The following is a 12,872-nucleotide window of genomic DNA, read 5'->3' on the forward strand; positions in this document are numbered from 1 at the left end:
GATCATATTGGTATTGTCATCCGTAGTGTTTTCGATGCCGCATCTGCTGAGGGCTTATAAGGACAATTCCGCCCTGGTCGGGCAGGAGCCTTACTATCATCTCAGGGCAGCTGAACAGATTCTCGGACAGTCATCTGTGGATGATCCATTTGTCGACGATATCTTCATCTCACCTTATGATTGCCTCGTAGCCTTCTTCCTCATGATCGGGCTTGAAGGTATCATCCTGAGCAGGCTGCTGCCTTTCATGATAGGCATGCTTTTCATGTTCTTTGTCTGTCTGAATCTCAGGAGGGCTGATTCTGACAATCTGAAGCTGGTCCTTTTTGCAGTATGCATCCTGCTCTCTCCCGGGCTGATTTTCATATTCTCATTCTCGAATGCTCTCTCCTTGGCCCTCTTATTGTCTGCAATCGGGCTGTATTGCTTCTCATCCCCTTCAAGGGCCGTCAATTATCTGTCTGTAATATGCATTTCTGTCCTGGCATTCTTCAACATCGCTTACGCTTCGATAATGCTCATGATATTCTTCGTCCATATGATCCGCCAGAGGAGGGGTCATCTTGTGTTCCTGCTCTCTCTTCTTGTTTCTCTCATGATATTCCATCTCTTCAGCATTCATGTATACCTCCAGTACAACCAGGTGAGCATGCTGTCCTCGGCATCTGTGCTCTCCCAGCTGGTGTCTGATTTCGGGAGCTTCAAGGGTTTTGGCATATATAACCTGATACTTGCTGTCATAGGCCTCTTTGTTTCCTGGAAAGATAAGTTCAGATATATCTGGGCTTATGTCCTCCTTTTCTTCCTGATATTCTATTATCCGAGCACAGGCATGGATCTCCTCATACCCGCCGGCATCATCATTGCCATCTTCGCTGGCTTAGGACTCAACAGCCTGGTGAGGCTTGATTGGCAGATATCCAAGATCAGGGATCTGACCATCATAATCGTCTTCTGCGGCCTCATCTTTTCATCTTTTTCCCTGGTGAACAGGGTGAGCTCATTTTATCCTGATGATGATTATGTCGAGGCTTCATCTTTCCTTTCAGGCTCTGGTGTCGTCCTGAGCCATTTCTCTAATGCGCATATCATAGGATATTATTCCGGTCTTCCTGTCCTGCCGGATCCGCTTATTGCATATGGCGGTTCAGATGCGGATGCCATATATCATGACATAGATACCATCTTCAGCTCCTCTGATCTTGACGATACTAAGAGGATGCTGTATAAGTATGATGTGAAGTATATCTTCATCGATTCCCGCATGGACCAGGGCCTGGTATGGGAGAAGGAGAATCAGGGCCTGCGGTTCTTGTTCAGGAATGATGAGACGTTCAGCAGGGTCTTTGCCAATGATGGCATTGAGATCTGGGAAGTGCTGGATGCAAGGCCTGAATGGGTCGGTTTTGAGTTGATTGATGATGAATCTTGATTTCGGGACAGTGCTTGTGTATGTGATGTCATACTTTGGCCTGTTCACTGCCATCTTCTTCCTGATAACATTGTATGAGAACAGGGGGGGCCTGAAGAATCCTGTAAATGGCAGGTTTCCTGTCGTCACTATTGCTGTGCCTGCTTTCAATGAGCAGAGCACTCTCAGACGTACCATCGAGTCCCTTCTTGCTCTTGATTATCCGAGGAAGAAGCTTGACATCATAGTCATCAATGACGGCTCCACTGACAGCACGCTGGAGGTCGCAAATTTGTATAGGAAGCAGGGGGTCAGGGTTTTCTCTAAGATGAATGGAGGCAAGGGGACTGCGCTTAATCTGGCATTGAAGAAGGCAAGAGGTGAGCTCTTCGGGGCTCTGGACGCTGATTCCTGGGTTGAGCCCGGCGCATTGAAGAAGATCGTGGGATATTTCAATGATCCGAAGATAATGGCTGTCACCCCGTCCATGAAGATAGGTGATCCCCAGTCTTTGCTGCAGAAGATACAGTCCATTGAGTATCTTTTCGGCATCTTCCTGAGGAAGATTTTCGCTTTCCTGAACAGCATCCATGTCACGCCCGGCCCTTTTTCTATCTTCAGGAAATCATTTTTTGATAGGTATGGCGGTTATTCGACCCACAATCTCACAGAGGACATTGAAGTGGCGCTCAGGATCCAGAGCCATGGCTATATCATCGAGAACTCTGCTGACGCATGCGTCTATACAAAGGGCCCGAAGAGGTTCAGGCCTCTCCTGAGGCAGAGGCTGAGATGGTATAAGGGCTTCCTTGATAATCTGATGGATTACAGGCAGCTTTTTGGTTTCAGGCATGGCAATCTTGGCATCTTCATCCTGCCTGGCTCCCTGATTTCTGTCGGCCTGGCTGTCATCCTTTTGGTCTATACCTTTGGGAAGCTCATCAGGGATTCTTTCACTACGCTGAGGAATTGGTATTATATAGGATTTGATCTGAAGGAGATGCTCAAGCCAAATTTCGATCTCTTCTACTTTAATCTCAATGCTGTTGTCTATCTTGCAGTGTTCCTTCTCATCCTGGGTCTGTCAATGATTTATATAGCAAAGAGCATGTCGGATGAGAAGTCAAAGATCAAGTGGATTTATTTGTCTTATATAGTGTTTTATATGCCCCTCTTTGGTTTCTGGTGGCTTGTTTCCCTCATTTATAAGGCGACTGGCAGGAAGATAAAGTGGGGGCCAAAATATATTTAAAATAGGTGGGTTCCCCTCATGGGCATGGATAGGAAAAGGGTTCAGAAGACGAAGTATCTTGCTGTTTTTGCTACCACCACGCTCATATTTCTGATTGGCATCCTTGTGGGCAATTATTTCGCTGGACTCAAGCTGGAGACTGTGGATGACATTGAGAATCAGCTGAAGGTCGATACTTTGAGCACTGAGCTCCAGTTCGATCTCTTTGCTGAATTGGCTTGCGAGAACATCAACTCAACTCCTTTGATCAATGAGCTCCACGAGCTTGGCACTAAGCTGGATCATATGGAGAACATCCTTGGTAAGAAGAGCAGGGAAGTCCTGCATCTTAAGGATTATTATTCCGTGCTTGAGCTGCGTCAGTGGATGCTTGAGAAGCGGATAAATGAGAGATGCGGCAAGGACAGCATCCTGATCCTTTATTTCTACTCGAATGATGAGGACATCTGTGATGATTGCGAAGAACAGGGCTTCATCTTGACTTATATAAGGAAGAATTTCTTCAATGTGAATGTGTACTCTTTTGATGTCGACTCTGACAATGCTGCTGTCGATGCTGTCAAGACCATATACGGGGTCAATTCTGTTCCGACCATTATGATCAACAGCCAGAAGTTCGAGGGTTTCACAGAGAAGGAAGTCATTGCTGGGACAATAGAGGCTCTGCGGAATCCTGATAACCAGACACAGGCTGTATCTGATTCATCATTCAGCAGGATCAGCTGATGAATAGACATAAGCGGACATGCCGCAGTCATTTGTGAAGCTCTTCTCCATCCTAATCAGTTCTGACTCATCAAGCACGCTCTTGTCAAATGGCACATTATCGTATGTCGAATAGACAATGTATTTCACATTGTATTTCTGGAGCAGCATCGTGATGTTCTCTGTCCACAGGCTTGCTGCATGCGCGTTGTTGTAATAGCCGAACCATGGCCATGAGTTTGAGAGCACCCATTCCTCAGTTCCCAGCTCTCCTATATGGTCTGATGCCTGCTCGATCGGCCCATTGGTCCTGCACCACCCTCTCTCCATGATAAGGTCTATTGTCGGTATGGCATAGGCCGCTGAAATGAAGACCAGTATTATGATCATCGCCCTGAATTGCTTTCTTTTTGCGCTCTGCATCCATGATTCCATTTCATCTATTGCCTTGAAGGCGAAAAGCAGTATAAATGGCATGATTGCCAGAAGATACCTCTCCAGCTTCATGTTTACAAAGAAGATATAGTACGAGAGTGAGATGATCAGGAATATGAAAGCTATCATGGATGTCTCTGTCTTTCTTTGCCTGTATCCATGCAGTCTGTTGACGAAGATGAATAGGCTGAGCAGGAAGAATATTGACAGCACATGGAAGTTCTTTGCGAAGTTCCAGAAGAAAATGCTGATCGGCTGCCACGTTGTGTATATATCAACAACACTGTACTGTGCTGTGAAATCCCAGAGGGGATTCCCATAATTTAGGGAGTTGTATATCATCCATGGTATCAGGGATAGCGCTATCCCTGCAAAGTATGATAACAGCATTCTTATTTTGTATTTTTCAAAGAATATCCTAAGGATTAGATATGCCGTGACTGAAGCGCCGAACAATGCAAGAGGGAACCTGAACAGGAATGCGATGCCTGCACAAGCTCCTGCTCCGAGAATCAGGTATATGCTTTGGCTTTTTCTTTCCTTGATCATGAGATAATAGCTGAGAAGCACGAACAGCATGCCGGCGATATCCCCATATACCCTGAAGCTCCAGGTCAATAGTATTGGCGTCAAGAATGATATCAATAGGAAATAGGTATGATTTTCTGGGTTTAGCTCTTCTTTGATTATCAGATAGAACACATACAGCATTGCCAGTGTATAGGCTATCATGAGCAGTTTTGCTGCAGCTAGGCTCTCGCCTGTGATCATCCAGATGCCTGCTATTGTGTATTCGAGCAGCGGGAACCTGAAGTCCTCTGCAAAATTTGACACGCCTATCCTGGCTCTCGCATTGCCGAGATATACATTCTCATCCCAGATGAGTCCCGGGTATTGCTGCCAGAGCCATATGTAGAATATCACGGACAGGACAAATATCCCGGCTATCACTGCCTTTTTTTTCATTTTGCTATTTCTTATTCGCTTTTTTTGCTATTTCTTCTTCACTTTGATGACGTCGCCGAGCGTGAATCCCTCTCCTGACTCAGATGCTTTTGCTGTTCCCCTGACTTCCTCGTGCTGGTCGATGATCTTCACTCCCAGATATTTCTCGAACTTCCTGGCAAGTTCCATGCCTGGCTTGAAATGCCCTGACTCGACTTTATGTATCAGGCTTTCTCTCTCTGCCATCACCTTTGCCAGCTCTTCCTGCTTGAGTCCTCGTTTCTCTCTTCCCTTCTTGACTATCTCTGCATATTCTGGGATTATGTATTGGACGATTTCTTTGTTTGGAGCAGGAGTCGCCCTTTGTTTTGCGATGCTTGGGGGTAGTCTCTCAGCTCTTCTCGGCTGTTCTATCACCTTGCCATACCTTGCACAGGCATCGCATACGCTTAGCATTGTCCCTTCTATCTCTGCCTTGACAAGTTCTGTATCATTCCCGCACATGTCGCATTGCATGATTTCACCCTTGTATGATTTTTGTGATTCAGCTTAGAAATCTCCGGTTTTATCTTCAATCATCTCATCAATCCCCAGAATACCAGTATCAGCCACCTTTATAAATATTACCCCAATGATTTAGGTTTATGGCAAGTCCAGCTTATTTTCAATAGCTGCACTCAATGTCTTGATGTACAATAATGCCTGCACTTGGATGCCTTTCCAGTCTTTTTCATATATGGGATTGCCGTAGTAATGGATGCCATTTCTCTTTGTCCTGAATCTTTCGAAGAAGCTCCAGTCAAGGTCAAGTTCTGGATGCTTGACACAGAGATATGCAAAGAGGCATTGGTGATTGATGGATCTGACTTTTTCAAATAGGAGATAAGTTGCTGCGAGGGTGCGCAATATATCATAGTAAAGCTTTAATCCTGTATTCCAGTTCTTGCTGAATATTGCCTGTTCAGCAACTTCTGTATCTCCTTTAGTGATTTCTATGTTTGTCATGATCTTGCCGAAGTCAACCTGTTCCAGATAGACTAAGTACCTGTCTGACATGCATCTTTTATGCACCTCTTCTTTGCTTCTGAAGTTCGACATATGCTGAGACCTCTTGAGGTATTGTACCTTTGACAACAACACCCCTCAGTACATTGTAGATCACACTACGTCTGAACTTTTTTAATTCTTCCTTGTTTTTTACGGAGAATATCTGGATTTCTCGACGGAGTTTCGATTCATATTGTTGGAGGTTGATTTCGCCATCTCCATAGATGAAGATATCAATATCACTTCCGAAATACCAATCGCTCCTGGCAAAACTTCCAAACAGGATTGCGCATTCCACATCTGCAAGATCATCAAGGATTCCGCAACTGCACAACTGATTCATTGCATATATCCTCTTCCTCAGTTTGTAGTTTCCATCCTCATGATTGCTGACATAGTAAGGCATCTTGCCTTTTTCTTTTGTGCGCGTGATGATCTTCTCTTCCTGGAATCTCTTGAGCCATTTTGCTAGTTTGCTTTCTGCAATCCTGATTTCCTTGTTCAGTTCGCAGAAATGCCAGTGCTTTGCTGGGTTTTCAAAGAATAATCTCAATACATCCTCTTCCTTGCTATGCCTTCCCATATTACTACCCTTAAAGGGAAGTATTATTTAAATCTTACCAATAGTTTATATGATAATTTATATAAAAGAGAAGCGATTAGATGATGTATCACACTCAAAGGGGGTGCCATAACATGGCCAAAAAAGAGGTCGAGATAAAAGCAAAAGGTGATAATTCATTCGCATTCTTATCAATCGTTGCCATAATAGCAATAGTCGCATTAGTGGTTCTGGTGACAGGAGTAGGAAAGAGACAGGCAATGCCCACCTATGTCACAACAGGGGTTGAAGGTGGAGATTTGGTTGGGCAGCCGATTGCTGAAGTGGGAGAAGAACAAGCACCAAATAGACCACTAACAAAAGTTGATCCGCATACTGATACTGGATGTGAAGTGGTTGATAACTGGTGGCCGATTCCTGATACATGTAAAGCAAGACAAGGGAGTAATTGTCAGACTTGTTATTTTGATTCAGGCGGGAACTGCAAATGTAAAGAATTCCCTGGTTAAACTAGTATTTTCTCATTTTTACTTTGATTTTCATCTTTATGTATTATCATGATAGCCAGAATCCCAGAATAAGCCAGATATCTTAGTGATCTCTTCATGGTGGGGGGTAGGTTGGCAGGTTTTTAAAGGTTGCTTTATCTTTTTTCCGGAAATCCACTGGTCATTTCGGAGTGAAATATATAAACCATTAAATTATTAGTAAGTTTATGGATAAAGATAATGCTTTGGTTGTTTTCCAGGACAGGAGAATCCGTAGGATTTGGCATCAGGACCAGTGGTTTTTCTCAGTCATTGATGTCGTTCAGGCTTTGACTGACAGCTCTAATCCAAGGAATTACTGGAGTATGCTTAAGAAAAGGGAATCTGAATATGAAATTGACTTGTCCACATTTTGTGTACAACTGAAGCTGCTCTCTGCAGATGGCAAGTATTATAAGACAGATTGCGCAAATGTAAAAGCGCTTTTTAGGATTATACAATCAATTCCCTCAAAAAAAGCTGAGCCTTTCAAGCTGTGGCTCGCACAAGTGGGATATGAACGAATTCAGGAGATAGAGGATCCAGAGCTTGCTCAAGAGCGTATGAAAGAGCTTTATGAGCAGAAAGGTTACTCGAAGGCATGGATAGAAAAACGCCTTAGGGGAATTGCTGTTAGGCAGGATCTGACTGATGAATGGAAAAAACGTGGAGTTGATAGCCAAATCGGTTTCTCAATATTGACAGCAGAGATATCCAAAGCAACTTTTGGCATGACCCCATCTGAATATAGACTATTCAAGAATTTGAAAAATGAGAACCTGAGGGATCACATGACCGACTTGGAACTGATCCTCAATATGTTGGGAGAAGCATCGACAGCTGAACTAGAACGGGTTCATGATCCAAATACTTTTTCTGAGCATAAACAGGTTTCTAGAGATGGAGGAAAAGTTGCAGGAAAGGCAAGGCAAGAATTAGAGAACAAGACTAAGAAACAAGTTATTAGCGAGGAAAATTATCTTGACGAGCCTGAAAAAGTAAAAAGGAAGAAACTCCCGAAAGAGTAAGTTAAAATTTATTATATCCCTATCCCGGCTGCCAATATCCCAGAATAAGCCAGATATCTTAGCGATTTCTTCATGTTTTGTGGGATTATTATATCTTAATAAAGTTTTCAGAAAAAAAAAATGAAGCGCGGAGAGGGACTTTCGGCGCCTTGGCGTTGAAAGTAAGCCACGCCAGTGGCTGCACTCGAACCCCCGAATGATCGCTGTCTGTTTTATATCATCGCCGAAGCTCAATACAGCAATCTGCAGGCGATTGCCTTAGCCGCTTGGCTACCCGCGCTTGATGCGGCTAATCCTGTGTGAATTCTTGACCTTTATAAATATTATCTACTGAATCGCCTGATTCTGCGCCCCTTTCACTCTATAACCATTGAAAATACAAGAGGTCCTGGCCAGATTCGCACAGCGAATCTGGATAAACCAGGATATGATCCCTTGAATTTTCCAGCTAAGAACACTGCAAGGCAAAGGATTAAGAGAACAAGTACAGAACCAAAAAAAAACGCGCCTAGAGGGACTTTCAGGGCACTGAAAGTTCGCAACTTCAGTTGCCGCATTTGAACCCTCGATCTACAGCTCTCTTTGCTTCTATATCCAAAGCATAGAAGGCTGTCGCCCTATCCAGGCTAGGCTATAGGCGCATCTGTGATAATGATAAAATACACCATTTTTAAATGTTCTGCTAAACTTTATATAAGAAACCCTATTGAAAGATTTTATGTCAAAAAAAGGTGTGCTTATTCTGTCAGTATTATTAGTGCTGATCATGATCCCTGTATCATTAGGAGCCTATGAGAAAAAGGTTTATTCTGGTTCTGTGCTTTATCTTGAGGATTTGTGGATAAACTACACTGAAGGCCAGTTCAGGGTATCTTTGGGCTCCTCCAACAAGCTGACTGTCACTTTGCCTGATGGCTTCGGCATGATACTGATAAACAACACATGTGAGAAGAAGGATGATTTCACTGTCTGCTTCAATAATCTCCGATATGATCATCATAATGCGACTCTTGATAAGGATATCAACAGGGCTTCTTTCAATATAAGTGAATCAAGGCCGAGCCCTGCATGGATCACGATAAGACAATCGATCGACATCCCTGAGCTCAATATCGGCCAGTCTGCAAGGATTGAAGTCACTCTCGAGAACACAGGTGACCTGTCTGCCCAGAACACTTTATACTCAGTCATTTTCCCTGATTTCTTCGACATCACACCATATGGGCCTTCAGTGAATCTTCAGGATGGTTCGTATCTTGTGAAGTGGCGGGGAGAGGTGAAGCCTGGTGAGAAGCGGTCTTTCAGTTACAGGATTGTGCCGAAATCAAACATCACATTGGAATCGAAAGCCCGCCTGAGCTATGATGACGGCGAGAAGAAGGCAGAGATGAATTCCCAGGTTATGAAGATAACAGTCCTGCCGCATCAGCTTGCCTTGGTGCTCTCCCCGCAGAACGGGTCTGTCGGATTGGGTGACTCCTTCATTTTCTCTGTCTGGATGAAGAATCTTGCTCAGAGATCCATTGATATAGACACCAGGATTGATGTCCCTGACTCTCTTAAGATCCTGGAAAAGGACAAGAGGCTCCTCAACCTCGGCTGGAAAGGCAAGCTGGGCCCTCAGGAATCTGTGAACCTGACCTTGAATTTGTCGTCGACAAGGATAGGCAATTTTTCTGTCTTTGTAGGGACATCATATGTCTTGGACAGTATTGAGACTCATTTTGAGTCATCATCTGTCATCAGGCCGTATTGCGCCCCTCTTTTGTTGGAATATGATATCACTGATAATATTGGCAGCATATCTATCCCAATTAGGATCAGGAATATCGGATCATGCGGATATAATAATGTGTCTTTGTCTGTCAGCTCGGATATTCCTGGTTTTTCAGGTTTCGAGAAGCATATCGGCACTCTTCCTGCCCGCATGCATGATTCCATAGATGATATCAGGATCATGACTCCCGAAGGTGATTTCTCTGCAGATATGGGATTGGGTATGCTTCTTGCCTATCAGACTTCATTCGGCCAGCAGTTCGAGATGTCAAAGGAGATAGATCTGGGTGTCGTGTCAGATTCTGGACAGGCACTTCATGAAGATCCGGAGGATGAGGGAGATTTCAGCTTCTTTGATTTCAGGTTCAATAAGGACTACTTGATGATAAGTGTTGTCACCTTTGTGATTGCGGCATTCATAATGCTGCATTTCTATTACAGGAAAGACCTGACTGAGCCCTAAGGCAGCCATGTCTTCGGATTCTCAAGCTTCGCCGGAAGGTATTCTGTCATCACGGAATTCAGTCCGCGCGCAGCAAGAGCCTGCTGCTCTGCCCTGACTTTCAGCGTCGTGATATCCTTGAGCGCTTTCTGCCACTGCGGATACTGCCTGACAAACGGGTCGTTCTTCATCCCGTCCTTTATCCTCTTGATGTCGACTTCCTTCAGAGGGTGCGTCGGAAGCTTGTAATCGACGATGTCCTGTGCTGTGATCCCGAAGAATTTGGCGTTCGGCACGCAGAAGTATTTGTTGATATGCGCCGCATTCCCTGAACCCACTTTCAGGGTCCTGTAGATGTTCAGCCAGCCGTAGGGGTCCCCGTCTGTGAAGGCATAGACTGGTAATTTCTTGTAGTCAGACAGTCTTCTTATGAATCTCCTGCATGCCCTTGTCGGCACTCCGCCGAGGCTTATCAGTATGCAGTTCGCTGTCTTCCAGTAGGAGTGCTTGACGAGCCTCTGGTACATACCTGCCGTCTCTATCGCAAGGATGAACTTGGCATTCGTCTCGAAACCGAGGTGCTCGACTGAGCTGGGCACCGAATAGGCCCCTGTCCCCATCTTGCTGCAGTCTATCTTCACCTCATTCCCTGTGGAAGGGTCCTTGTCGACGACAACAAGCTTGCCTGCGACATCGCCTCCCTTCTCTTCCGGGATGAACCCTATCTGTTCCCTGTTGACCATCAGCATCGCTTCTATATCATCCATGACAGCATCGGATTCTGGCTGCTCCCTGAACCTTGCGTCGCCCCAGTTCTTTGAGATGTAGTACGCTTCCCTTTTTGTCGCGATGTCATCTGTCTTTATGAGCTCTTTCGAGAATGACATCAGCCTCAGTGTCTGGGCGAATGTCTTGACAGTGCTCGCTGTGAGTGTCCTGTTCTTCATCTTCCCCAGGAGCTCAAAATATCCCACTTTCGGATCATAGGTGACATTGTTGAGCGCCCTCAGAGGCATGGCTATCTCAGGCTTCTCTTTCTTGATTATGCTTTTGTATATGCTGGTTGCTATGTCCTTTATCCCGTCCAGCACATTCTTACTCATCCATATCACTCGTCACTATGGTTTCGTCCTTCATCTCTACACCCTGTTTCCTTGAGCTCTCCAGTATGTCTTTGAGGTTTGTGAGCACTCTCTGCTCCTGGGCGTCGTCCAGGCCGCACAGGTCCTTCAGCGCGGATCCGACATGGGGCAGGAATTTCTCTATATAGCTCCTTTTCTGGAGCTCGTCTCCGACCCTTCTTTTCTTGGCTACATATTTGTACAGCTGCCTGCCGCATTCCTGCAGCGCCAGCTTTATCTCCTTGCTGATTTCCGGGTAATGGGCGATCGCTTCTTTTGCCTCTGATGTGAAAGGCGCCCATACTGATACGAAATGTACCAGTATGACGACTGGGCCGACCGGCAGCGAGTTCTGGCTCTGCTGCAGCCCGTATGACCTCCATGTGGTCTCGGTTATCGCATCTGTTATGGCGCAGGCTCCTTGCTGATACAGCAGCGGCACCCGGTTGGCGAACCTGAGCACAGTTGCGCTCTTCTCTGCCTCAAGCTGCCCGCCATATGCTATCCCTGCTTCGATGACAAACGGATTGCCCCTGTATACGCTCGGCGGTCTTGAGGTTGAGGCATAGAATTCTGCCTGGAATTCCTTCTTCATCCCTTTCAGAACAAGCTCGTGGCCGAGTGGGCTGATGCAGTCAGTGGGGGGCGCTATTATCTTGGTGTCATGGATCGCTTTTATCAGCCTTTCAGCCTGGTCCCTGCTCACGCTCTCCGGTTTCACATTTGTTAGGACTGATGCTTTTTGGCATATCTCTTTTGCAGTGCCCGGACCGACCCGGGAGAATTCTGTGACAAGGAACTGCTGCAGTGTTCTCGTCTCAGTGTTGTTCAGCATCTTTATCAGGACGCCTAGCTCCACGCCGTGAGGGTGCGGTTTTATCTCCTTCGGCTCTGCCGGCAGTTCATCAGTGGCCCGCGGGAATATTATCTGCTCTGCCTTTGGATTGGTATAGACGAAGGTCGCATGGGGGTTTATGGTCGCTGTCTCCTTCAGGTATTCATCGACGCTCTGCGGCCCTTTCTGGTATGATGCCTCTAGGTCAAGCTCGAGCCTGGTGCCGTGGTCCTTGTTCCATTCAACTGATTCCTCTTTCTTGACGTCAGGATGGTTCTTCTGCGTGTCGATATGGAGTTCGCAGTAGTTTGCAGGCTCATTCGACCCTGTCTTTGAGGTGATCCTGATCGGCCTTCCTGTTGTGAGCTGGCCGTACAGCGCAGCTGCGCTGATTCCGATGCCCTGCTGACCTCTTGCCTGCTTGAGGGTGTGGAATTTGCTCCCATAGAGAAGCTTTGCGAATATCTTGGGTATCTGTTTCTTCACGATCCCGGGCCCGTTGTCCTCGACAATTATCCTGAAGCGGTCATTCCCCATGTCTATTATCTCCACTGATATTTCAGGGAGTATCTTCGCTTCCTCGCATGCGTCAAGTGAATTGTCGACTGCTTCCTTCACTGCGGTCAGCAGTGCCTTCCTTTTGTTGTCGAAACCGAGAAGATGCCTGTTCTTCTCGAAGAATTCTGCGACCGATATCTCGCGTTGCTTTGTCGCCATCTGCTCGGCGATATTTGATTTGTCACCCTCTTTTGTCATTTGCCTGGTCCCCTTCTGGGTTATTTATTA

12 protein-coding genes and 2 tRNA genes are annotated in these 12,872 nt (G+C 45.7%); 6 read left to right on the forward strand and 8 right to left on the reverse strand.

All coding sequences use genetic code 11. The features are described 5' to 3' along the window. Positions 1–34: 34 nt before the first annotated feature. Genes JW968_07005 through JW968_07015 form a run of 3 tightly spaced genes read left to right on the forward strand, consistent with a single transcriptional unit; the run spans position 35 to position 3,389 of the window. Positions 35–1,432 carry a hypothetical protein gene (locus tag JW968_07005; protein ID MBN1386687.1) on the forward strand — a complete coding sequence of 466 codons (1,398 nt, stop codon included), beginning with the start codon at positions 35–37 and terminating at the stop codon, positions 1,430–1,432. Then, on the forward strand, positions 1,419–2,663 hold the full coding sequence (locus JW968_07010; protein ID MBN1386688.1) for a glycosyltransferase family 2 protein: 1,245 nt from the start codon (positions 1,419–1,421) through the stop codon (positions 2,661–2,663). The genes JW968_07005 and JW968_07010 overlap by 14 nt, the downstream gene beginning before the upstream one ends. 24 nt (positions 2,664–2,687) lie before the next feature. Continuing rightward, positions 2,688–3,389, forward strand: coding sequence for a hypothetical protein (locus JW968_07015; protein ID MBN1386689.1), 702 nt, complete (start codon positions 2,688–2,690; stop codon positions 3,387–3,389). Here JW968_07015 and JW968_07020 read toward each other — a convergent pair. From JW968_07020 to JW968_07035, 4 genes are all read right to left on the reverse strand, one after another. After that, positions 3,369–4,769: a glycosyltransferase family 39 protein gene (locus JW968_07020; protein MBN1386690.1), complete on the reverse strand. Its 1,401-nt coding sequence runs from the start codon at positions 4,767–4,769 to the stop codon at positions 3,369–3,371. The two genes, JW968_07015 and JW968_07020, sit on opposite strands and share 21 nt — an antisense overlap. 27 nt (positions 4,770–4,796) lie before the next feature. Further along, positions 4,797–5,264 (reverse strand): TIGR00270 family protein, encoded by a 468-nt coding sequence (locus tag JW968_07025; GenBank protein MBN1386691.1) that lies wholly within the window; start codon positions 5,262–5,264, stop codon positions 4,797–4,799. Positions 5,265–5,390: 126 nt separating this feature from the next. Beyond that, the gene (locus JW968_07030) at positions 5,391–5,846 is read right to left on the reverse strand and encodes a hypothetical protein (GenBank protein ID MBN1386692.1); all 456 of its coding nucleotides are present in this window, start codon (positions 5,844–5,846) and stop codon (positions 5,391–5,393) included. Next, positions 5,812–6,378, reverse strand: a complete 567-nt coding sequence (locus JW968_07035) for a nucleotidyltransferase domain-containing protein (protein MBN1386693.1) — start codon at positions 6,376–6,378, stop codon at positions 5,812–5,814. The genes JW968_07030 and JW968_07035 overlap by 35 nt, the downstream gene beginning before the upstream one ends. Positions 6,379–6,491: 113 nt before the next feature. Between JW968_07035 and JW968_07040 the strand changes: the two genes are divergently transcribed. Both JW968_07040 and JW968_07045 read left to right on the forward strand, forming a co-directional pair. After that, the gene (locus tag JW968_07040) at positions 6,492–6,866 is read left to right on the forward strand and encodes a hypothetical protein (GenBank protein ID MBN1386694.1); all 375 of its coding nucleotides are present in this window, start codon (positions 6,492–6,494) and stop codon (positions 6,864–6,866) included. Positions 6,867–7,072: 206 nt separating this feature from the next. After that, positions 7,073–7,912: a Bro-N domain-containing protein gene (locus tag JW968_07045; GenBank protein MBN1386695.1), complete on the forward strand. Its 840-nt coding sequence runs from the start codon at positions 7,073–7,075 to the stop codon at positions 7,910–7,912. A 124-nt stretch (positions 7,913–8,036) separates the two neighbouring features. Here the strand turns inward: JW968_07045 and JW968_07050 are convergent. Continuing rightward, a tRNA-Cys gene (locus JW968_07050) sits at positions 8,037–8,192 on the reverse strand. A 223-nt stretch (positions 8,193–8,415) separates the two neighbouring features. Then, positions 8,416–8,553, reverse strand: a tRNA-Arg gene (locus JW968_07055). Positions 8,554–8,630: 77 nt separating this feature from the next. Between JW968_07055 and JW968_07060 the strand changes: the two genes are divergently transcribed. Beyond that, positions 8,631–10,151, forward strand: coding sequence for a hypothetical protein (locus JW968_07060; protein ID MBN1386696.1), 1,521 nt, complete (start codon positions 8,631–8,633; stop codon positions 10,149–10,151). Here JW968_07060 and JW968_07065 read toward each other — a convergent pair. After that, entirely contained in the window at positions 10,148–11,233 is a 1,086-nt protein-coding gene (locus JW968_07065; GenBank protein ID MBN1386697.1) for a DNA topoisomerase IV subunit A, read from the reverse strand. The genes JW968_07060 and JW968_07065 overlap by 4 nt on opposite strands. Further along, the gene (locus JW968_07070) at positions 11,226–12,842 is read right to left on the reverse strand and encodes a DNA topoisomerase VI subunit B (GenBank protein ID MBN1386698.1); all 1,617 of its coding nucleotides are present in this window, start codon (positions 12,840–12,842) and stop codon (positions 11,226–11,228) included. Before JW968_07070 ends, JW968_07065 begins: the two co-directional genes overlap by 8 nt. Between the last annotated feature and the right edge of the window lie 30 nt (positions 12,843–12,872).

This window comes from Candidatus Woesearchaeota archaeon, from assembly GCA_016928155.1.
GTDB lineage: Archaea > Nanobdellota > Nanobdellia > Woesearchaeales > JAFGLG01 > JAFGLG01.

What these genes read in the sequence shown, in the direction of transcription:
- JW968_07005 (MBN1386687.1), top strand. Translation starts at nt 35, where the DNA reads ATGCCGCATCTGCTGAGGGCTTATAAGGACAATTCCGCCCTGGTCGGG.
- JW968_07010 (MBN1386688.1), top strand. Translation starts at nt 1,419, where the DNA reads ATGATGAATCTTGATTTCGGGACAGTGCTTGTGTATGTGATGTCATAC.
- JW968_07015 (MBN1386689.1), top strand. Translation starts at nt 2,688, where the DNA reads ATGGATAGGAAAAGGGTTCAGAAGACGAAGTATCTTGCTGTTTTTGCT.
- JW968_07020 (MBN1386690.1), bottom strand. Translation starts at nt 4,769, where the DNA reads ATGAAAAAAAAGGCAGTGATAGCCGGGATATTTGTCCTGTCCGTGATA.
- JW968_07025 (MBN1386691.1), bottom strand. Translation starts at nt 5,264, where the DNA reads ATGCAATGCGACATGTGCGGGAATGATACAGAACTTGTCAAGGCAGAG.
- JW968_07030 (MBN1386692.1), bottom strand. Translation starts at nt 5,846, where the DNA reads ATGTCGAACTTCAGAAGCAAAGAAGAGGTGCATAAAAGATGCATGTCA.
- JW968_07035 (MBN1386693.1), bottom strand. Translation starts at nt 6,378, where the DNA reads ATGGGAAGGCATAGCAAGGAAGAGGATGTATTGAGATTATTCTTTGAA.
- JW968_07040 (MBN1386694.1), top strand. Translation starts at nt 6,492, where the DNA reads ATGGCCAAAAAAGAGGTCGAGATAAAAGCAAAAGGTGATAATTCATTC.
- JW968_07045 (MBN1386695.1), top strand. Translation starts at nt 7,073, where the DNA reads ATGGATAAAGATAATGCTTTGGTTGTTTTCCAGGACAGGAGAATCCGT.
- JW968_07060 (MBN1386696.1), top strand. Translation starts at nt 8,631, where the DNA reads ATGTCAAAAAAAGGTGTGCTTATTCTGTCAGTATTATTAGTGCTGATC.
- JW968_07065 (MBN1386697.1), bottom strand. Translation starts at nt 11,233, where the DNA reads ATGAGTAAGAATGTGCTGGACGGGATAAAGGACATAGCAACCAGCATA.
- JW968_07070 (MBN1386698.1), bottom strand. Translation starts at nt 12,842, where the DNA reads ATGACAAAAGAGGGTGACAAATCAAATATCGCCGAGCAGATGGCGACA.